18 protein-coding genes, 23 tRNA genes, 1 rRNA gene, 1 pseudogene and 1 other annotated feature are annotated in these 19,644 nt (G+C 47.3%); of the genes and pseudogenes, 2 read left to right on the top strand and 41 right to left on the bottom strand.

The annotated features are described in order from the left end of the window. Nucleotide 1: 1 nt before the first annotated feature. The 12 genes from rplU to QP339_RS01495 form a co-directional block, all read right to left on the bottom strand. A complete protein-coding gene (gene rplU, locus QP339_RS01440) occupies nt 2-310 on the bottom strand; it encodes a 50S ribosomal protein L21 (RefSeq protein WP_067971788.1) in 309 nt (102 codons plus the stop codon). A gap of 14 nt (nt 311-324) precedes the next feature. After that, nucleotides 325-396: a sequence feature (ribosomal protein L21 leader region), on the bottom strand. A 56-nt stretch (nt 397-452) separates the two neighbouring features. Further along, entirely contained in the window at nt 453-2,153 is a 1,701-nt protein-coding gene (citG, locus tag QP339_RS01445) for a triphosphoribosyl-dephospho-CoA synthase CitG (RefSeq protein WP_284910112.1), read from the bottom strand. Nucleotides 2,154-2,374: 221 nt separating this feature from the next. Next, nucleotides 2,375-3,916, bottom strand: a complete 1,542-nt coding sequence (citF, locus tag QP339_RS01450; RefSeq protein WP_070620222.1) for a citrate lyase subunit alpha — start codon at nt 3,914-3,916, stop codon at nt 2,375-2,377. Further along, nucleotides 3,913-4,806 carry an aldolase/citrate lyase family protein gene (locus QP339_RS01455; RefSeq protein WP_284910113.1) on the bottom strand — a complete coding sequence of 298 codons (894 nt, stop codon included), beginning with the start codon at nt 4,804-4,806 and terminating at the stop codon, nt 3,913-3,915. The genes citF and QP339_RS01455 overlap by 4 nt, the downstream gene beginning before the upstream one ends. Beyond that, a complete protein-coding gene (gene citD / locus QP339_RS01460) occupies nt 4,803-5,096 on the bottom strand; it encodes a citrate lyase acyl carrier protein (RefSeq protein ID WP_070620220.1) in 294 nt (97 codons plus the stop codon). The genes QP339_RS01455 and citD overlap by 4 nt, the downstream gene beginning before the upstream one ends. A gap of 42 nt (nt 5,097-5,138) precedes the next feature. After that, the gene (locus tag QP339_RS01465) at nt 5,139-6,524 is read right to left on the bottom strand and encodes an oxaloacetate decarboxylase subunit alpha (protein WP_070620415.1); all 1,386 of its coding nucleotides are present in this window, start codon (nt 6,522-6,524) and stop codon (nt 5,139-5,141) included. Continuing rightward, nucleotides 6,508-7,107, bottom strand: coding sequence for a citrate lyase holo-[acyl-carrier protein] synthase (gene citX / locus QP339_RS01470; RefSeq protein ID WP_070620217.1), 600 nt, complete (start codon nt 7,105-7,107; stop codon nt 6,508-6,510). The genes QP339_RS01465 and citX overlap by 17 nt, the downstream gene beginning before the upstream one ends. Then, nucleotides 7,097-8,122 carry a [citrate (pro-3S)-lyase] ligase gene (gene citC / locus QP339_RS01475; protein ID WP_284910114.1) on the bottom strand — a complete coding sequence of 342 codons (1,026 nt, stop codon included), beginning with the start codon at nt 8,120-8,122 and terminating at the stop codon, nt 7,097-7,099. The genes citX and citC overlap by 11 nt, the downstream gene beginning before the upstream one ends. A gap of 51 nt (nt 8,123-8,173) precedes the next feature. Then, nucleotides 8,174-8,305 (bottom strand): OadG-related small transporter subunit, encoded by a 132-nt coding sequence (locus QP339_RS01480; RefSeq protein WP_256374742.1) that lies wholly within the window; start codon nt 8,303-8,305, stop codon nt 8,174-8,176. A 15-nt stretch (nt 8,306-8,320) separates the two neighbouring features. Continuing rightward, nucleotides 8,321-9,439: a sodium ion-translocating decarboxylase subunit beta gene (locus QP339_RS01485; protein ID WP_070620211.1), complete on the bottom strand. Its 1,119-nt coding sequence runs from the start codon at nt 9,437-9,439 to the stop codon at nt 8,321-8,323. 20 nt (nt 9,440-9,459) lie between these two features. Continuing rightward, on the bottom strand, nt 9,460-9,870 hold the full coding sequence (locus QP339_RS01490; protein ID WP_284910115.1) for a biotin/lipoyl-containing protein: 411 nt from the start codon (nt 9,868-9,870) through the stop codon (nt 9,460-9,462). Nucleotides 9,871-9,896: 26 nt separating this feature from the next. After that, the gene (locus QP339_RS01495; RefSeq protein WP_284910116.1) at nt 9,897-10,235 is read right to left on the bottom strand and encodes a hypothetical protein; all 339 of its coding nucleotides are present in this window, start codon (nt 10,233-10,235) and stop codon (nt 9,897-9,899) included. Between the two features lie 324 nt (nt 10,236-10,559). Between QP339_RS01495 and QP339_RS01500 the strand changes: the two genes are divergently transcribed. Next, entirely contained in the window at nt 10,560-11,936 is a 1,377-nt protein-coding gene (locus QP339_RS01500; RefSeq protein ID WP_284910117.1) for a CitMHS family transporter, read from the top strand. Nucleotides 11,937-12,076: 140 nt separating this feature from the next. Next, nucleotides 12,077-13,207, top strand: a complete 1,131-nt coding sequence (locus QP339_RS01505) for a PTS sugar transporter subunit IIC (RefSeq protein WP_284910119.1) — start codon at nt 12,077-12,079, stop codon at nt 13,205-13,207. A gap of 77 nt (nt 13,208-13,284) precedes the next feature. Here the strand turns inward: QP339_RS01505 and QP339_RS01510 are convergent, their stop codons facing one another. The 29 genes and pseudogenes from QP339_RS01510 to rrf all read right to left on the bottom strand — a co-directional run. Then, nucleotides 13,285-13,956 (bottom strand): amino acid ABC transporter ATP-binding protein, encoded by a 672-nt coding sequence (locus tag QP339_RS01510; RefSeq protein WP_284910120.1) that lies wholly within the window; start codon nt 13,954-13,956, stop codon nt 13,285-13,287. Between the two features lie 16 nt (nt 13,957-13,972). After that, on the bottom strand, nt 13,973-14,596 hold the full coding sequence (locus tag QP339_RS09630) for an amino acid ABC transporter permease (protein WP_350225021.1): 624 nt from the start codon (nt 14,594-14,596) through the stop codon (nt 13,973-13,975). Between the two features lie 48 nt (nt 14,597-14,644). Further along, nucleotides 14,645-15,415 (bottom strand): annotated as a pseudogene (locus QP339_RS09635) (amino acid ABC transporter substrate-binding protein); the annotation flags it as partial. Nucleotides 15,416-15,967: 552 nt separating this feature from the next. Continuing rightward, on the bottom strand, nt 15,968-16,504 hold the full coding sequence (mreD, locus tag QP339_RS01520) for a rod shape-determining protein MreD (RefSeq protein ID WP_067971841.1): 537 nt from the start codon (nt 16,502-16,504) through the stop codon (nt 15,968-15,970). Continuing rightward, nucleotides 16,482-17,420: a rod shape-determining protein MreC gene (mreC, locus tag QP339_RS01525; RefSeq protein WP_350225019.1), complete on the bottom strand. Its 939-nt coding sequence runs from the start codon at nt 17,418-17,420 to the stop codon at nt 16,482-16,484. Before mreC ends, mreD begins: the two co-directional genes overlap by 23 nt. Nucleotides 17,421-17,536: 116 nt before the next feature. After that, nucleotides 17,537-17,608, bottom strand: a tRNA-Glu gene (locus tag QP339_RS01530). 15 nt (nt 17,609-17,623) lie between these two features. After that, nucleotides 17,624-17,696, bottom strand: a tRNA-Phe gene (locus QP339_RS01535). 10 nt (nt 17,697-17,706) lie between these two features. Beyond that, nucleotides 17,707-17,779: transfer RNA gene (locus QP339_RS01540), tRNA-Asp, on the bottom strand. 21 nt (nt 17,780-17,800) lie between these two features. Then, a tRNA-Met gene (locus QP339_RS01545) sits at nt 17,801-17,873 on the bottom strand. Between the two features lie 11 nt (nt 17,874-17,884). Then, nucleotides 17,885-17,974: transfer RNA gene (locus QP339_RS01550), tRNA-Ser, on the bottom strand. Between the two features lie 21 nt (nt 17,975-17,995). Beyond that, nucleotides 17,996-18,067: transfer RNA gene (locus QP339_RS01555), tRNA-Glu, on the bottom strand. Between the two features lie 18 nt (nt 18,068-18,085). Beyond that, nucleotides 18,086-18,174, bottom strand: a tRNA-Ser gene (locus QP339_RS01560). 14 nt (nt 18,175-18,188) lie between these two features. Next, nucleotides 18,189-18,262: transfer RNA gene (locus QP339_RS01565), tRNA-Ile, on the bottom strand. Nucleotides 18,263-18,268: 6 nt separating this feature from the next. Continuing rightward, nucleotides 18,269-18,339: transfer RNA gene (locus QP339_RS01570), tRNA-Gly, on the bottom strand. Between the two features lie 17 nt (nt 18,340-18,356). Continuing rightward, nucleotides 18,357-18,429 (bottom strand) — tRNA-Asp (locus tag QP339_RS01575). Nucleotides 18,430-18,441: 12 nt separating this feature from the next. Then, nucleotides 18,442-18,514: transfer RNA gene (locus QP339_RS01580), tRNA-Met, on the bottom strand. A gap of 11 nt (nt 18,515-18,525) precedes the next feature. Continuing rightward, a tRNA-Ser gene (locus tag QP339_RS01585) sits at nt 18,526-18,615 on the bottom strand. Between the two features lie 15 nt (nt 18,616-18,630). Continuing rightward, nucleotides 18,631-18,704: transfer RNA gene (locus tag QP339_RS01590), tRNA-Ile, on the bottom strand. Nucleotides 18,705-18,719: 15 nt separating this feature from the next. After that, nucleotides 18,720-18,793 (bottom strand) — tRNA-Met (locus tag QP339_RS01595). 15 nt (nt 18,794-18,808) lie between these two features. After that, nucleotides 18,809-18,881: transfer RNA gene (locus QP339_RS01600), tRNA-Ala, on the bottom strand. Nucleotides 18,882-18,886: 5 nt separating this feature from the next. Next, nucleotides 18,887-18,960 (bottom strand) — tRNA-Pro (locus QP339_RS01605). A gap of 2 nt (nt 18,961-18,962) precedes the next feature. After that, a tRNA-Arg gene (locus QP339_RS01610) sits at nt 18,963-19,036 on the bottom strand. 14 nt (nt 19,037-19,050) lie between these two features. Next, a tRNA-Leu gene (locus tag QP339_RS01615) sits at nt 19,051-19,136 on the bottom strand. A gap of 22 nt (nt 19,137-19,158) precedes the next feature. Beyond that, nucleotides 19,159-19,230 (bottom strand) — tRNA-Gly (locus QP339_RS01620). 3 nt (nt 19,231-19,233) lie between these two features. Then, nucleotides 19,234-19,306, bottom strand: a tRNA-Thr gene (locus QP339_RS01625). 12 nt (nt 19,307-19,318) lie between these two features. Then, a tRNA-Leu gene (locus QP339_RS01630) sits at nt 19,319-19,400 on the bottom strand. 7 nt (nt 19,401-19,407) lie between these two features. After that, nucleotides 19,408-19,480, bottom strand: a tRNA-Lys gene (locus tag QP339_RS01635). A gap of 8 nt (nt 19,481-19,488) precedes the next feature. After that, nucleotides 19,489-19,561, bottom strand: a tRNA-Val gene (locus tag QP339_RS01640). Between the two features lie 7 nt (nt 19,562-19,568). Beyond that, nucleotides 19,569-19,644, bottom strand: a 5S ribosomal RNA gene (gene rrf, locus QP339_RS09665); the annotation flags it as partial.

Raw genomic sequence — 19,644 nt, forward strand, 5'->3', positions numbered from 1 at the left:
CTTAAGCATTGATGCTGTTGATGGTTAATTTAGTGTAAGGTTGACGGTGACCTTGTTTACGACGTGAGTCTTTCTTCTTGATGTATTTGAAAGTAGTAACTTTCTTTTGACGGCCGTGTTTTTCAACAGTTGCTTCAACACTTGCCCCATCAACGAGAGGAGTTCCCACTTTAACTTGGTCGCCTCCAACGAAGACAACTTGGTCAAAGGTAACTTTTTCGCCAGCTTCAACGTCTAATTTTTCAACGTAGATTGTTTGGCCTTCTTCAACTTTAACTTGTTTTCCACCTGTTTTGATAATTGCGTACATGTAACGCACCTCCTTAAATAACTTAGACTCGCCATAGTAAGCGGCCTTGGCACTTGAAAGCTTACAATGAGCGGTTGCAGATCTGGTGGTCACAGAAATACAACGCTATTATGTTACCATTTCCTAAAGAGGAGGTCAAGTCTTATTTAAAAATAATTTTCTCCATAAATCTCTCTAAGAATAGGGCCACTGCTAGTAGATCTGCCGCCCCGCCTGGACTCACATTATAATAAATGCAGGCTTGGTTGAAACGGTCAAGTTCTTTGATTAGGTCGTGGTCAGACAGGTCCTGGTCGAGAAGCTGGCGGCTGGTCAATTGGAGCCAATGATAGGCTTCAATCCCACCTCTTTTTAAGACATTGGTGTCTTCAACTCTGGACATGAGATAGAGGAGGAGCCGGTGTTCGGCTGTTTTCGGATGGTCTTGGCGCATGGCTTTGAGGAAGTTGAGGCCTGCCATGATGAGAGTAGGATAGCCCTGCTCTGCTTCTTCGCGGATACCTTTGATCCCGTATTCCAGGTACATCTTTTCCCCATGGGTCAGCTGGCTTTTCTGGTCGAGATTTACCCAGTCCTTAGTGATTAAGCCCTGGGTCATGTTCTGGATCATGGTTTGAATGCTTTCCAGAACTTTTTCTTTTTCGGCATGGAGGCTAGGATGCTTTTCAGTCTGAGGGCAAGGACCTTTTAAGAGGTCAATGTCGCCGTGGGTTACCATAACGGCAGCCGTCGCCGCTAAAAAAATGCCCATGGAGAAGACAATGCCCTTATGGGTATTCACGCCAGCTGTCGCCTGGAACATGTCCTTCTCTGCTTCAACCCCAGCCTGGCGCAGGGCTTGGAAGAGGGGTTGGGGACGCTGGTCATTATATCCCAACTGGGCGGCTTGAATAAAATAAGGAAAGAGAGCTGTTGCACTTTCAACAAATAGTTTAGGGGTCATATCGTCATGGGCCCCATTATTGGTCGGATCAACCAGACCTGGCTTGGGCCAGACCATGATTTCACGAAGGACCCCCTGTTCCGCAAGCTGGGCTAAGAGTAAGGTTTCATCTTTCGATTTAATGGCTACACTTTGGCTAGGACCAAGCTGGAAGTCCTCTGCTAGGCTGAGCTCTTCTTCGGGAGCAACTAACTTATTATTCTCTTGACTTTCGCGCTCCACAGCTAGGCGGATGTGTTTTTCAGATGTTGCCAGGTGCTTATAGATCACTTCCTGGAGCTTATCGAAGCGCTGTTCCTTCATATAATGGTAAATTACCCAGTGGTCATCCAGGGCAGCCCGCCGCCGCTGCCGGTCATTGATGGATAAGGAACGGAAACGGCTGAGGTATTCATAAAGGGTGGAGACGATACTCTGCAAGCGCGGCATCTGGGCCTGTTCATAGATGTATTCATTGAATCCCTTCCATGAAGAAGTCAAGCCCTCAAGACTAGCCCCTTCATAGGCCGCCTCCCCCCGGTTAAGGATGGCCTCCAAGTCTTCAAATTCTTTGTCTCCCATCTTTTTAGCCGCATTAATAGTCGCAATCGTATCCAAGCTCTTTCTTAATTGATAGATTTCAGCTACGTCTTCAGCCTTGATATTCTTAACCATATAGCCATGCTGGGGAATATATTCCACTAGCCCCTCTTCTTCCGCCCGACGCAAGGCCTCCCGGATCGGGGTCCGGCTAATATTCAGGGAATCGGCATAAAGTTTTTCATTAATCCGTTCGCCGACAGGGATGGTACCGTCGAGGATGACCATCTTGAGTCCCTCATAAACGATTTGACTGAGTGTCTTCCCCCCTTTTTGACTTTCTGTCCGGCAATATTGGACCAAGCGATCTTTCTGAGCCATCTTATCACCTCTCTAAAAGCTTAGCTTTGCTTTTTTATAAATTAAATATGTCAAATTATTCCTAGTATCCACTTCACGGAGGCCGCCTAGCCTGCTAAGTCTTGGATCGCTCCGCTTCACTAGTTCAGGCCTGCGACTTCCTCGCACGCTACTTATATTATAAATGAAAAACCTAGCAGAAACATCTGCTAGGCGAATTTAATTTCTTTTTTAGCTAAGGCTTAGCGTTTAATTTTCTTAATGGTATCGATAATGGTCCCATCGCGGTATTCCACTAGGGCAACGACTTCATCCTCAAACTCTAAATCCTTAGGTGTGCCCACTAAGTCGTAGGCTTTTTCCTTGAGTGCCTCAATCGTTGTAAGTTCAACACCTGCTGCTTCCAAGCTGTCAATCAGGTCTTGACGCTTAGGATTGACTGCAATCCCGTTATCGGTCACAAGCACATCAACACTTTCCCCTGGCGTAGTGACAGAGGTTACCCGGTCCTTGATGGAAGGAATCCGGCTCCGCACAAGAGGCGTTACAATGATCGTTACCTTGGCCCCTGCTGACGTATCGGGGTGGCCGCCTGGTGCCCCTTGGATCATGCCGTCTGAACCTTGGACCACGTTAACATTGAAGTCGGTATCCACTTCCAGAGCGCCGAGGATCACATAGTCGAGGTAGTTGACATAGGCCCCCTTATTGAATGGGTTGGCATATTCAGAAGTTGAAATTTCAAAGTGGTTAGGCGTTTCGTGGACAGAAGCCACAGAAGCGGTATCGAAGTCTTGGGTATCTAGGATAGCTCCAATATAGCCTTCCTTGAGCAGGTTAACCATGGGCTCAGTAATCCCACCGAGGGCCCAGCCCATCTTGATCCCCTTAGCATCCATATAAGGCTTGAGGAAGCGGGTCACAGCGAGCGAAGACCCGCCAGCCCCAGTTTGGAAGGTATAACCATCTTCAAAGTAAGGCGTATTGACAACCACTTCAGCAGCACTCTTAGCGATCTTTAATTCGCGTGGATCGTCAGTCAAGCGGATAGCACCGGAAGCAATCTTAGCTGGGTCACCCACTTCATCGATTTCAACCACATAGTCCACATTGATGGAAGAGATGCTAGCAGGATGGTTAGGAGTAGGCACCAAAGTATCAGTTAAAACAACTACTTTGTCTGCATACTCTGCATCAACATTAGCATAGGAGAGAACACCACAGTCTGACCGTCCACCCTTACCAGAGGCATTCCCTAATTCGTCTGAAGAGGGAGCCCCGATGAAGGCTACATCGATATGGACTTGACCGGTTTCAATGGCACGAACCCTGCCGCCGTGAGTCCGAATCATAGCCGGATGTTTCAACTTACCAGTCGAAATAGCTTCGCCCACTTCGTCTCTCACGCCGGAGGATGAAATCCGGGTAATGGTGCCGTCCTCGATCATCGGTACGATGTCTTTGGCTGCCTTACCTAAACTGGAAGCACAGACATAGAGGTCCTTGATGCCCATTTCATGGATAGCCTTCATCACGGTTGGCATGGTATAGTCTCCGTTGCGGAAATGGTGGTGGAAGGAAATGGTCATCCCGTCCTTAAGTCCAGTCTTTTCAATGGCTTCTTTTAGAGAAACGAGTTTTGATTGGTCAGAGCAGACATTGGCCCGTGTCTTAGGTGTGGCCTTTTGGTAGTCATAGTCTTGGCGGTAGTCGAGGCCTTGGTAGACTTCAACACCGTCTGTCAGAAATTCTTCTGGTATGTCACGTCCAACTGCGTTTTTCATGCTAAATCCCCCTTATAAACACCTGATGCCTTGGCGATGTCCAGTGTCCGTTGAGCGCCTTCAACCATAGCAACATCCACCATCTTACCATCAACGACCAGGACACCAACACCCTTGCGTTTATTTTCCTCAAGTTCCATGATAATATTTTCCGCATGGCGGATTTCCTTGGCATTAGGTGTAAAGACTTCGTGAACCGGTGCAATTTGTTTTGGACTGATCAAGGACTTGCCGTCAAAGCCCATATCCTTGATAAGTTCAGTTTCTTTGGTCAAGCCTTCAATATTATCTACGTCTGTATAAACCGTGTCAAAGGCCATAACCCCCGCTGCTCGAGCAGCCATTAAGATCATCGACCGGGCAACAAATAATTCTTCTCCGCCTTCTGTAACCTGGGCGTGGAGTTCCCGGCGATAGTCCCCTGCGGATAGGGCAATCCCCATCATGCGCTCACTGGCTTCGGCAATTTCTTTAGCATTAAAAACAGCGGTTGGTGATTCGATGGCCCCCATAATCATGGTTGACCCCTTTTCCACACCAAATTCCTCTTCGGCTTCCTCAATCAAGCCTTCAACAATATGAACATCTTCTGCGCTTTCGGTCTTAGCAATCCGAATCCCATCGCAGCGGCCAGCAACTGCTGCCCGGATATCTTCTTTATAGTAAGGCGTATCAAGCGGGTTAATCCGTACCCAAATTTCAGTTTCGCCATAATCTAAATACTTCAGTGTGTTGTAAAGTTGGATACGTGCTGAATCTTTCTCGCTTTCTGATACGGCGTCTTCTAAGTCCAAGATCACACAGTCTGGTCCGTAGACATATGGATCTTTCACCAAAGAAGCCCGCTGGGTATTCAGAAACATCATCGTTCTTCTTACTGATCTTCTCATAGCTTCGTCCCCCATGGTAATCCTTCACTCTGATTGACTGATCTAAAAACTGCTGTCTGTACGCGCGAACGGATGGTGCAATCCAAAGCCCCATGATCATCGGCATAGAGCTTAACTCCATCCACTTCTAATTGGTCTAAAACCTCTTCAATGGTCGCCTCAATGGCTTCTCCAAATTGGGCATAGACAGTTGAGTCCACTTGAATTTGACGGCTATCAGCAGGTTCAACCGTGACCCGAACATCGCTCGACTCGATGGTTCCTGCCTGAGCCTTATCTTGTAATTCCATAGCGTCTTCCTCCTTCGCTTAATTCACATCAATTATATCAGATTACATCTGAATGCTCACATTTTGTACTGGCACATCGTACCAGGGATCTTGCCGCTTCCTTAAGAAATGTTCTGCCTGGGCTGGAAAAGCAATATAGCTGAGCACATCTTCTTCGCTCTGGGCAAAGTCCTGGCTCTCCTGGCGAGCTCTTTCGAGTCCCGGCTCCAGCAAGTCAGCGGGACGACTGTCCACCACTTCATCCTGGCCAATAATTTGCTGGCGGATTTCCGCTGCAATCGGAGCCGGTGACTTACCGTAGAGCCCTTTCACATAGTCCTTGATCTCATTAGGAACCATCTTATAGCGTTCACCTGTCAGAACATTCATCACGGCCTGGGTTCCAACCATTTGTGAGAGCGGTGTAACTAGGGGTGGGAAGCCCAGGTCTTCTCTAACTCGGGGCACTTCTTGGAGGACTTGCCCATACTTATCTTCTTGACCCGCTTCTGTTAACTGGGACAAGAGATTAGAGAGCATCCCGCCCGGTACCTGGTAGAGCAAGGCGCGCGGTTCTGTCTGCATGACTTTAGGATTGATAATTCCCTCTTCAAGGAATTCATCCCGGATCGGTGCAAAGTAATCCGCTATGCTTTCTAAGCTTGTCGTATCCAGACCATCTGCATAACCTAATTCTTCTAAACTGATATGTAGGCTTTCGGTAGCTGGCTGACTGGTCCCCCCCGAGAAAGGTGAGATCGCAGTATCAATAATATCTGCCCCCGCCTCAACTGCCTTAAGATAGGTCATTTCAGAAATACCGGCAGTGGCATGGGTATGGATATCCACGGGCAAGTCCGTCCGCGCCTTAATCCCCGTCACCAAGCTATAGGCCCGTGCTGGCGTTAGGATGCCCGCCATATCCTTAAGGCAGATGGAATCCACGCCTAGGTCAAGCAAGCGGTCAACGATATTGAAATAATAAGCATCTGTATGGACTTCAGAAATTGTATAGCAGATCGTCCCTTGAGCATGGGCACCATACTTCTTCACCGCCCGGATGGCTGTCTCTAAATTGCGCACATCGTTCAAGGCGTCAAAAATCCGGAAAATATCGATGCCATTTTCAACAGCCTTTTGGATGAAGGCTTCGACAACATCATCGGGGTAGTTGTGGTAGCCCAATAAGTTTTGCCCTCTCAGGAGCATCTGTAATTTAGTGTTTTTGACAACTGAACGGATCTGGCGCAGACGCTCCCAGGGATCCTCGTTCAGATAGCGCAGGCAGGCGTCAAAAGTCGCTCCGCCCCAACATTCTAAGGCATAATAGCCGGCTTGGTCCATCTCTTCGAGGATGGGCAACATCTGCTCTGTCCGCATGCGCGTCGCGGCTAGAGACTGGTGCCCATCTCGGAGAACCGTTTCGACAATTTTAATTGATTTTTTCATCATCTATTCTCCCATCCTCTACAATCATCTTAGCAATGGCCTGGTAGATCGCCTCAAAGTCATGCTGGCGGCTCCTAGCACAGACCTTGGCATCCTGCTGGCAAACAAAGCACTTCCGCTTAGGCAGTCCCACTTGGTCGCGGCTCAAACTCTGCTGTTTGCCGTCCTCATCCAGGTAGAGGCAGTCAATATCCATTAAGCGGCCTAAGACGGTCTCTTCCTCTAAGCTAACTAGGTAGGCCTTGACACGAGGGGCGGATTGGTCTACTAGGACAAAGTACTCTTTACCAGCTAAAGTATCCCGGGTCTCCTCCTCTACTATAGCAGGGCCAAAAGCTTCTTGACAGTAAGTTCTTAAGTCTGCTTCTGCCAGAGCAAAGACCCGATCAATCAGCGGGCTCCGCTTATAGGGGCCTGGCATATTCAGTTTCAAGGCGACTAAGCAAGCCCCTGCTGGCCCCTGGTCTAAGTAGCTGGCCTGGATAGCAGCCCGGCTCTCCCGAGCGTCCAGAGCATCCTCTAATTGGCAGAGGGGACCCTTTCTTAAGGCCAAGCTCAATTTTTTCACAGGGTCAATAGTCATGGCTTTGGCTCAAATCCTTTCGTTCTCTCAACATGGTCTGACCTTCTGGCGACTGGACAAAGGCTTGAGTCGCCTTCGGTAGGTAGGCCTGGGCCTCGTCAACTTGTCCCTCTAGAAGCAGGGACCGCACCTTAGAAGCAGAGATGACCTCGCCACCATGGGCCACTTGCCGTCTAGGAATAATATGCAGGCTCAGCTCTGGCGCGAATAGCTCAGCCATCACTTGGTTATAGGTTGCTGTGGTCGGACTCAGGGGCTCGTCACCAACAAAGCGCTGGCTGATGCCGAGAGCCGGCGCGATTTTTCCCTTAAATAAGAGGGCGTCAACCGCTGCTTGGGCCTTGACCACTGTCTGGTCAGCCTTAAGGAAATAGGCCGGAAAAGTAGCCTGGGAAACCATATAATGCATGGTCTCCACCACATAGACCTGGTCTAGGTCGGCTGTTCCTTGGCGCACCAAACTTAAGCGTGTTTCCTTATCGAAGAGTGACCGGTCTTCGGAGAGAACGAAGACATAGAGTCCGTCCACTGCCTTGAGGGCCTCTTCAATTAAGTAGCGGTGCCCCTTGGTGAAGGGATTAGCATTCATCACGACCGCTCCTAAACTTTGGTCTCCTGTAAAGGGAGCCTGGGCCTTAATGGTGGCAAGATAGCTGTCTATCCCCTCCTGGGACCGCTCCATAAAGGCCACGTCTTCGGTCTCCACTAAGAGATCAAAACCCAGGTGTTCAAAAGTTGTCCGTTTAGATGCCTTGGTGAAGACAAGGACACTCTCATAACCTGCCTGATAGATCTCCGTCAAAAGAAAAGAAATCAATTGGTGGAAGGCTGTTCCCCCTGCATAGGCTTGGCGGATTGCTAGGCACTTGAGGATATTGGCTTGGTAGGAAGCAGTGCCCACCAAGTCATCCCCGTCAAAGAGCCCATAACTAGCGTCCAAGTTTTTTTCTTCCTGGAGTCCGGCACAATCAAGCAGGTCCAACCAGAGCTTCCGGTCATAGCTTGATCGTTTCACTCTAAGTTTCTGTATCTTTAAGTCGATCCTAATCAGTCCTTTTTTATCGAATTACTTGTTATCCTCTGGCGGAAAGACCTTGAGCAAGACCTTCACAGCCAGGTAGAGGAAGGCCATGACAACAAAGATGCCGCCCCAACCTAGAAGTAAAATTTGAAAAGCGTGAACAAAATTCTCATTCATTATAATAACCTCCCCCTACATGCCAACGAAGTAGCCTAGGATAAGCCCCCCGGCAACCACTGAGCCAATTTGGCCAGAAACGTTAGCTGAAATCGAATAGTTTAAAACAAAATTCTGTGGGTCTTCTTCTGTCGCCATCTTTTGGATCACCCGGGCAGACATGGGGAAGGCTGAAATCCCAGCAGCACCGATCATTGGGTTGATCTTTTCTTTGCGGAAAATGTTGATCAACTTACAGAAGAGCACGCCCCCAATGGAGTCCATAATAAAGGCAACTAAACCGAAGGCGATAATCATCAGGGTCTGGAGGTTGAGGAAGGCTTCAGCTGTCATGGTTGAAGCGATGGTAATCCCCAATAGAATCGTAATCAAGTTAACCAATTCATTCTGGGCGGTATCGGATAGGCGGTCGAGGACCCCACATTCCCGCATGAGATTACCGAACATCAAGAAACCAACTAGGGGTAGTGAAGCTGGAGCTATCAAACCTGCCACAATGGTAATGATAATCGGGAAGAAAATTTTGGTTGTCTGGGATACGCCTTCTGACCGATATTTCATGCGGATTTGGCGTTCCTTCTTGGTTGTAACTAATTTAATGGCTGGCGGCTGGATAATAGGCACCAGAGACATGTAAGAGTAGGCTGCTACTGTGATCGGTCCTAAGAGTTCAGGGGCCAATTGGTTGGAGACAAAGACAGATGTTGGGCCGTCAGCTGCCCCGATAATCCCAATTGAAGCGGATTGTGGAAGGGTAAAACCAGCTGCAAGGGCAACAAAGATCGTAAAGAAAATCCCAAACTGGGCAGCTGCCCCAAAGAAGAGCATGGAGGGATTTTGCAGCAAGGGGCCAAAGTCAATCATTGCCCCAATCCCAATAAAGATAAGGAGTGGGAAGAGTTCCGTTGCAATCCCAAAATTAAAAAGTTCATCTAAAACACCGACTGGGCCTCCAGGTTGAGTAATCATCCCTGAAAAAGGAATGTTTACGAGGATGGTTCCTAGGCCCATGGGAATTAAGAGCGTTGGTTCGTATTCTTTTTTGATTCCTAGGTAAATAAGCACAATCCCGATCAGCATCATCACGATCTGCTGCCAGGTAATGGCCAGGAATCCCTGTAATAAAGCTTCCATAATGTGTCTTCCCTTCTATTCTATTCCACTGTAAATAGGGTCTCACCCACATCAACCGTTTGGCCTTCCTTGACTAAGATAGAAGTCACTTGGCCAGCCTTGGGTGCTACAATTTGATTTTCCATCTTCATGGCATCTAAGACAACAACCGCTTGCGATTCAGCAACGGTCTCTCCCGGTTGAACCAGGACATTTAGAATCGTCCCAGGCATAGGAGCCGTCACTTCTTCACCTGAGCCAGGTTGGCTAGCAGAAGCTGGTGCTGGGCTGGGCTCTGGAGCGGCTTCGGCTGGGGCTTGACTTGGTGCAGAAGCTGGAGCAGCTTGAGCTGGGGCTTCTTGAGCTGCAGGAGCTTCGAAGCCAGGCGTTAATTCTTCCATTTCTACCATATATTCTTTATCATTTAAACGGACACGAAATTTTCTTAACATGATGTTTTCTCCTTTATTTTGACTGTTTATGAAATGCGTTCGATGCGTTTGACGCGGTAGTGGCTGTCTTCCTGGTCATGGGCAAGGATACAAGCGGTCAAGATGCCTGCTAATTCCTGGTCGAGATCAACCGCTTCGATAGACTTAATCCGAAAGACCGTATCTGACCGGGCCCCTGTCACGCAGGCCGTGGCGATCGCTGCGACCGTGCAAGCCTCTTCAGGCTCTAAACCGCTCCGCTCAATCCAATCCCCACTGGCCTCGGCTTGGGGAAGGTCAGCTGCCTTCTTTCTTTCGGGCTCAACCGGGTCAGTGGCAGGCTCCTTGCTTTGAAATAAGTGCTGAATGCGAGAAAATAATCCCATGAGGTGCCTCCTTTCCAATAAGTTCTTGTTAACTTGATTATAACGAAAGATTTCAGCCTATGTTGTTTTTTTACTGCACTTAAGACAGATTGTTCATGTGAACGCTATCATTAATGTTCTTTTGGTGTTTTATTCTCGATCACTATTGAAATAGCGCTTACAATCCTTTATCATCTAAATTAAATTAAGTATTCTTCATATGAAGACTTGTCAAATGAGAGAAAGTTCATCTATAATAGTCTTTATGTGAAAACATGATCAAAGGAGGTTTGTCGGAATTTTTTGTAAATAGAATACTGATCATAAGATCTAGGAGGAAATGATATGTTAACTGTTTTAAGTTATTTGATGATCATCATCTTTATGTTCGTGATCATCAAAAAGAAAATGTCGCCCTTTACGGCTTTAATTGGTATCCCTTTAATTTTTGCTCTGATTGCAGCTGTTGCTGGTCTCTTCCCGGTTCCTAATCCGGAAGTCGAAGACGCCTTCATCAATAACCCAAGTCTCTTTGAACGGATCACTTCCCTAGGCGAATTCGCTGTCGACGGGGTTGGTCAAACGGCAACTACAGGGATTATGCTTCTCTTCGCCATCCTCTATTTCGCCATTATGCTGAATGCCGGGATGTTTGACCCCATCACGGAGAAGATGATTCGCTTCGCTAAAGGGGATCCGGTCAAGATTCTCTTTGCCACTGCTTTCATCTCTATGGTGGTTTCCCTCAACGGGGACGGGACGACAACAACCCTCATTGTGTGTACAGCCTTCATTCCTATCTATAAGAAGCTTAATTTAAGGATGATGAACCTGGCTGTCTTGATTATTTTAATGAATACCATTATGAACCTCTTGCCTTGGGGTGGACCAACAGCCCGGGCCATCTCCGTACTTAGCTTGAATGACCAAGAAGTTATCCGTGCCCTAGCGCCAGGTATGGTGATTTCCGCTATTTATGTACTCGGCCTATCCATCTTCTTAGGTGTCCGCGAACGTAAACGTGTGGGAATCCAAGAACTAACCGAAAAAGATATTCAAGCACTCACCGCTGCTAAGTCTGATGAAGAACAGGCCATGAAACGTCCAAAACTCTTCTGGGTCAACCTCATCATGACCATCACTCTGATCTTCTTCCTCGTCTCTGGTTGGTTCCCAGCCCTCTTCCTCTTCCTAACAGGGACGGTGCTGGCTCTAATCATTAACTACCCTGATCTCAAGCAACAAAAGAATCGCATCCAAGAAAATGCTGGTGACGCTGTCCAAGTGGTCATCCTAGTCTTTGCGGCAGGGATCTTCATGGGACTCTTCACAGGTACCGGTATGGCTGATGCATTAGCCCAAAGTCTTACAACGATTATCCCAGATAGTTGGGGCCGGGCTTGGGGACTCATTACAGCCCTACTTTCGGCACCAGGTACTTTCTTCCTCTCCAACGATGCCTTCTACTACGGCGTACTCCCTGTCCTCTACCAAACCGGTACCCAATACGGTTACACCGCTCTGGAAATTGGGGTGGCTTCCCTACTCGGCCAAGCCTTCCACTTACTCAGTCCACTCGTTGCCTTCATCTACCTTCTCTTCAACCTAACAGGAGTTGACATGGGTGAATGGCAAAAAGAATCCGGTAAATGGGCCCTCGGTATCTTTATCATCTTCATTGCCGTAGCCGCTATTACTGGAGCTGCTCCAATTATTAAATAAAAGAATTTTGCATTAAAAGCGTGAAAAATATTTCACGCTTTTTTGTTTCTTTTACAGAAAAGCCCCTTCCTTTTTGCTATTGACTCTTATTCATGTTATATAATGAAGATGAGTCAAAATACATTAAAGGAGGACACAATATGTCTGAAACTCAAGAAGAACTTTCTTTTTTGGATAAGGTTCTCAATGCCATTAAGGAAATATTTGCGCCGATTTTGATCGGACTTACGGCAGCCGGTATTCTCCAGGGGATTACCATCCTCTTGCATAGCTTTTCTTTAATCCAGGAAGGCAAAACAGAGTACATTATCCTCAACTCCATTTCCAATGCTGTCTTTTATTTTCTCCCTATCTTGCTCGCTAATTCAGCTGCTAAGGTCTTTGGCGCCAACCAGATCCTGGCTATGGCGACTGTCGCCTTCCTGCTCCATCCGGAAATTACCAGCGAATTGGCCAATTATGATGGGAGCGCGGACTTCTTTGGCATCCCTCTCCCACCAGGTAACTACCCTAGTTCCGTAATCCCTATTATTCTGATCACTTTTGCCCAGTCCTATATTGAAAAGTTCTGGTACAAGGTCATTCCAGAGATTGTGCGCGGGGTCTTCGCTCCTGTCCTGGTCCTACTCACAACCTGTATACTGGGAATTTCAGTTTTAGAGCCGCTCGGGACTGTTCTAGGCGACGGCTTGGTTGCCTTAGTGGACTTCCTCAGCTCCAGAGCCGAATGGTTGGTGCCTGCCCTCTTAGGAGGCTTTGGCCTCTTCGTGGTCATGTTTGGCGCCCATTACGCCCTCTTCCCAGTTGTTACCCAAACCATTGCAGCAACCGGTACAGATACCTTCTTTAACCCTGGCATGCTGGCCGCCAATATGGCCCTATCAGGTGCTGTCCTGGCTGTCTTCTTTAAGACCAAGCACAGTGCCTACAAGCAGTATAACTTGTCAGCTTGTGTAACAGCTGCCATGGGCGTCTCCCAGCCAGGCCTCTACGGCGTCGCCATCCCTATTAAGTCCGTTCTGATGGCTTCGATCGTCGGCGGACTGGCAGGCGGACTCTACGCCGGTATCAGCCAGGTTTATGCCTTTGCCTTTGCCAACCCAGGAATTGCTGCCCTTCCTATCTTTATCAGCCCAGATGGGGACATGTCCAACTTGATCAATTGCTTGATCTCCATTGCTATTTCCTTTGGCGTGGCCTTTGCTCTCGTCTACTTCCGCCCCTTCACCGATTTACCCGATGAAGATGTCAATGAGATTGTTGCTGACTAAATCACTTTACCAAGCGACTAAAGTTTAAAAGCAGGCTCCCACCCCTGATTGAGGGGAAGGAGCCTGCTTTTTATTGCTTATTTAAAGTCACTCGAAGAGATGATTCTTGTCCCGTATTCACGACCAAATTCCGTATCGTGGGTGACAATCAGAACTGCTTGACCACTATCGGCAAGTTCTTGGATCAGGGCACCCACTTGATTGGCCGATTCCCGGTCCAAAGCTGAGGTCGGTTCGTCAAAACAAATCACATCTGGATTCAACATCAGGGCCCGGGCAATCGCCACTCGCTGTTTTTGCCCTCCTGACAGGGTTGAGGGTTTAACCTCTGCCTTATCAGATAAGCCGACCTTGGCTAGGAGGTCTAAGGCCTGGGCTTTGATTGCTTCAGGAGTGGCCAGCTTTTGAGCTAAAGGAGCCTCCATCAGATTTTCCAATACCGTAAAATTGGGAAATAATTGGAAATCTTGGAAGACCATGCCGAGGTTATTCTGGTAAGCACGCTGGTCAGCCTTACTTAAATAACGGGCCCCAGACTCAGCTGCTTGGCAGAGGTATTGGTCATTGATGCGGATGCTGCCTTGGTCTGCTTTTTCTAAGTTATTGATTAAACGCATAAAGGTTGTCTTCCCAGTCCCTGACTTGCCGAGAAGAATAACAATCTCCCCTCCTTCAATTTGGCAAGTAAACTGGTCAATAATTTGGTTCTTGTTATAGGCTTTGGAAAGCCCTTCTACATATAAAGCCATCTTATGCTCCTTTCTACTACCAGTCGATGCGGCCTTCGAGACGTTTCAAGAAGAAGGTTACCACGGCTGTAAAGAGTAAGTAAATTGCCCCACAGAGAAGATAAGGGGTCAGAGTAGCGTAGGTATTAGCGGCAATAGACCCTGCCCTTAAAAGTTCTCCCAGGCCGATCACATAGACGAGAGAGGTATCTTTGACTAAAGAAATCACTTCATTACCGACAGAGGGCATAACGATCTTCATGACCTGGGGTAGGATAATCCGTCTAAAGCCTCGGACATGACCGATTCCTAGGACGTTAATGCTTTCAAACTGACCATCTGGTACAGAGGAAATACCCCCGCGGAAGATTTCAGTAAAGTAAGCGGCATAGTTAATGACAAAGGCAAAAATTGCTGCGGTAAAGCGGTCTAAACTCAATCCGATATAAGGTAAACCAAAGAAGAAAACCATCAATTGTAGCATCAGTGGACTGCCCCGCATCACAAAGACATAAGCCTCAATCAAACCTTGCAACCACTTAGGGCCAAAGACTCTAAGAATAGCGATCAAGAAACCAATAGGGATACTGAGTACTAAGACAACAATAAAGATGAGAAAAGTCATCTTAAAGGCTGACAGTAAGGATGGGAGAATTGTCATCACAAGGGAGTTCCCCCGGTCAGCCGTTTGGTCACCCGCAAACCACTTATCATAAATTTCATCGTATTTTCCATTCTCTTTCAATGTTTGGATACTCTGATCAATCGTTTCCTTTAATTGGGTATCTTCCTTACGCAAAGCTACCGCCATGGGTTCGACATATTCCTCATTGACGAAGTATTTGTACTGGCCTTCTGGGCGCTGCTGGAGGGTGTAGAGACCATAAATGGTTCCAGTGGCAATGGCATCGATCCGTCCAGCATCCAGATCAGCAAATACTTCATTATAACTTGGATAAAGAACTGGTTGGCCATCTAAGCGTTGGTAAAGATTATTCGGCCAGGTCTTCATTTCTTCTGCTGTGGTCGATCCGCTCTGGCTGCCGACTTTCTTTCCAGCTAAGTCTTCCAAGTCATCGATGGGATCATCGGCGCGGGTAATAATCATTTGTTTACTATCAATATAGGGTTCGGTCAGGAGAAATTGCTTCTCCCGTTCAGGGGTAATCCCAAAACCATTCCAGATCATATCAATATTTCCCGTATTTAACTCGGTCTCCTTCATTGACCAGTCGATCGGTTGAAAATCAATCGACCAACCATTAAGGTCAGCCACTGCCCGAGCGAGGTCAATATCGAAACCAACTAAATTTCCTTCATTATCCCGAAAACCCATGGGAGAGAAAGTATCATCTAACCCAATCACATAGTGGTTCTCCTTAGCCTCAACTGGGCTTGAAAAAACAGATAATAAGGGGAAAAATAGTGCGAAGAGCCAAACAATGGAGCTCAGTTTCAGCATTTTTTTCATGGGAGTCATCCTTTCTTTATTTAATCATAATAAAACGTCCTCTAGTCATTGACTAAAGGACGTTAGAAGACGTGGTGCCACCTTTATTCGCTAGACATTCACATGGCTAGCCTCAGCATGTCAGACGAACTGACACAGGATTAACGCTCCAACACGGCTAAGCATTTCCGATTAGCAACTCTAGGGTGTGCCATTTAGTAGGTCTTGCTAGCTCTCAGCTCGCCTAGCTCTCTGTAAAGACCATCCTAAACTTTTTCCCGTCAACATCATTTCCTATTAATAAAAAAATCCTTTCGTATCATACGAAAGGACGTTAATTACGTGGTTCCACCTTTGTTCATAGCCTACTCACATAGACTATCTCTGTGTGTAAAGTTTACACTTGATTAACGCTCAAACACGGGTACAAAACCAGCTCATGGGTGTGTAGACATCAGACTTGGATTATTCACAGCGACCATAATCTCTCTTGGCAAGTCTTTGATGACCTCTTCCAATCAACGCTTTTTTTCTTTAACTTATACTCATTATAGACAAGTTTTGAAATTTTGCAAGCCTTTTTTACTTATTTATCCATTCGGCAAATCGTTCCAAGCAGTAATTCAAGATAAAAGCCATCAAGCCGTTAAAGAGCAAGGAAGGCAGCAGATGCTGGAAGAGAAAGATCCCGTACTGGGGTTTTTCTAAATTAAAAATAGAAAAAATAAAGTAAATCAAATGGCCATAAGTGAGATAGACAATCATGGTCCAAAACCAAACACTGTAAAAGTTTATGCGGAAGTGCTGGGCAAAATAGCGAGTAGCAAAACAAATCAATGGCATGATGAAGAGATTAACACCAAGCACCCGGGAGTAATAGGTATCGAAGATAAAGCCTATGACGATAGCCGAAAGATAGAGGAGATTCACCCTTTGGCAGTAAATACTCAGGATAGTCAAGGCAATGATTGTGAGCGAGGAAGTCATCGAATAATTGACTTCACCCAAATTCTTCAAAAGCATCACCTGCAAGGAACCGTCAAGTAATAAGATAAGAATCAAGAGAATAGGAAGAGCAAAGCGCCGACGAAAGTAATTACTCATTGCTTGAATCTTCATCAGTTCCCTCTCCTTCTGCCTGGTCAGCTTCTTCTCTAGCCTGCTTGGCTTCTTCGTCCTGCATCACTACAAAGACCTTGCGGATATCATCAAAGTCAGCCGCCGGTTTAACCCGAACCTTCTGGGAGAGGCCAAATTCGTCCGTCTTCGCCTCGACCACCTCACCAATAATAATCCCTTCAGGCGAAACCCCGCCTAGGCCAGAGGTAGTGACCATATCTCCCTTGTTGATTTTAGCATCTTGGGCGACCTGAGTAAGGATAAGTTCTTGTTCTTTCCGGTCATACTCCTTGATCACCCCATGAACAATCTGATCCTTAATTTGGATGCTAGCAGCAACTTCCATTGAATTATTAGCTGTTGAAGTCAGTAATTGGACCTTGGAACTTGTTGGATTCACTTCCACAATCCGTCCAATCAAGCCGCTCGCACTCATGACCGACATATCCGTTGTCAGGCTATTATTGGAGCCCAAGTCGATAGTAATATAATCCACCCAAAAGTCTGGTGACCGGGCAATGACATTACCGCCAATGACTTTTTTATCCACCAAGGTTGGCTTAATTTCTAAGAGATCATTGAGTTCCTTATTTTCAGCTTTTAAACTTTCATTCTGTACTTTTAAATCTTGGAGGACCCCAATTTGCTTTTTCAACGATTGATTTTCTTCATAGGTATTCTTCAATGAAGCAACCGAATCCCCAAAATTCATCACAAAATTCCCTGGCGAAGATACTGCTCTCCCAACGACAGCTGTCAGATCATTCATCCAGGAAATAGGCTTAGGGGTTTCATGACTACCAAAGAGCGAGAAGAAAATTAAACTCAGGGAGGTCATGATACTCACAAGCAGCACAATCAATTTTCTCTTTTTCAAAAACTGCCGCAAACTTATCTTTCCCTTCAATTCAATCAAATTTTGTATAATATTTCATTACATAATTATAGCTAACTTTAGACGAACAATCAATAAAGCGAGAAAAATCTCAGATAAAAAAATAAAGGCTGGGACAGATTCCCAACCTTTATAAATGACCCGTACGGGATTCGAACCCGTGTTACCGCCGTGAAAGGGCGGTGTCTTAACCGCTTGACCAACGGGCCAGTATTAGCATGTAATGGTCCAAGACAGAGTCGAACTGCCGACACCTTGAGCTTCAATCAAGTGCTCTACCAACTGAGCTATTGGACCAAAAAGAAAACGGTCCGGACGGGATTTGAACCCGCGATCTCCTGCGTGACAGGCAGGCATGTTAACCCCTACACCACCGGACCATGTATATATTATGCTCGTAATTGCGGAGGCAGGACTCGAACCTGCGACCTCCGGGTTATGAGCCCGACGAGCTGCCAACTGCTCTACTCCGCGATATTAATAAAAGGAGGATAAGGGATTCGAACCCTTGCGTGGTTTGACCCACCTGACGGTTTTCAAGACCGTTCCCTTCAGCCGGACTTGGGTAATCCTCCATGTATATCAAAGTTAAGCAATGACCCGTACGGGATTCGAACCCGTGTTACCGCCGTGAAAGGGCGGTGTCTTAACCGCTTGACCAACGGGCCTAAGTTAATAACACAAAACGGAGAATAAGGGATTCGAACCCTTGCGCGGCGATAAGCCGCCTAACGATTTAGCAAACCGTCCTCTTCAGCCTCTTGAGTAATTCTCCATATTTACTTGTAATGGGCCTGAATGGATTCGAACCATCGACCTCACCCTTATCAGGGGTGCGCTCTAACCAACTGAGCTACAGGCCCATAAGAAGCGGGTGACGAGAATCGAACTCGCGACAACAGCTTGGAAGGCTGTGGTTTTACCACTAAACTACACCCGCATTGATGAATAAAATTACGGTCCCGACGGGAATTGAACCCGCGATCTCCTGCGTGACAGGCAGGCGTGATAACCCCTACACCACGGGACCATTAAATTTAAATTGCGGAGGCAGGACTCGAACCTGCGACCTCCGGGTTATGAGCCCGACGAGCTGCCAACTGCTCTACTCCGCGATATTAATAAAAGGAGGATAAGGGATTCGAACCCTTGCGTGGTTTGACCCACCTGACGGTTTTCAAGACCGTTCCCTTCAGCCGGACTTGGGTAATCCTCCATAGTTTTAAAGGTATGGACCTTGTAGGACTCGAACCTACGACCCGACGGTTATGAGCCGTCTGCTCTCACCAACTGAGCTAAAGGTCCAAGTCGTTTAAATAATAGCGGCGAAGGGGATCGAACCCATGACCTCCCGGGTATGAACCGGACGCTCTAGCCAGCTGAGCTACGCCGCCAATATAAAATTTCAATGGAGAATAGCGGGATCGAACCGCTGACCTCCTGCGTGCAAAGCAGGCGCTCTCCCAGCTGAGCTAATCCCCCATTTATCGGGAAAACAGGATTCGAACCTGCGACCCCTTGGTCCCAAACCAAGTGCTCTACCAAGCTGAGCTATTTCCCGGATGCACCCAGCAGGATTCGAACCTGCAACCGCCTGATTCGTAGTCAGGTACTCTATCCAGTTGAGCCATGGGTGCGTATTAAAATATAATGCCGAGGACCGGAATCGAACCGGTACGGTGTGTAACCACCGCAGGATTTTAAGTCCTGTGCGTCTGCCAGTTCCGCCACCCCGGCGCGGATTACCATGTCTGGCAAAAGCGGAATACGAGATTCGAACTCGCGACCCCCACCTTGGCAAGGTGATGTTCTACCACTGAACTAATTCCGCATATGCCGGCTAAAGGACTTGAACCCTCGACCCTCTGATTACAAATCAGATGCTCTACCAACTGAGCTAAGCCGGCTTATTAACTTAATGCGGGTGAAGGGACTTGAACCCCCACGCCTTGCGGCGCCAGATCCTAAATCTGGTGCGTCTGCCGATTCCGCCACACCCGCATATAGATGATCCGTGGGAGGCTCGAACTCCCGACCCTCTGATTAAAAGTCAGATGCTCTACCGACTGAGCTAACGAATCATAAGTTATGGAGAATGAGGGGTTCGAACCCCCGACATCCTGCTTGTAAGGCAGACGCTCTCCCAGCTGAGCTAATTCTCCAAATATTGCGCGGCAGCGTCCTAGTCTCACAGGGGGCAACCCCCAACTACATTCGGCGCTAAGAAGCTTAACTGCTGTGTTCG

This window comes from Aerococcus sp. UMB7834 (assembly GCF_030215145.1).
In the GTDB taxonomy this organism is placed as follows: Bacteria; Bacillota; Bacilli; order Lactobacillales; family Aerococcaceae; genus Aerococcus.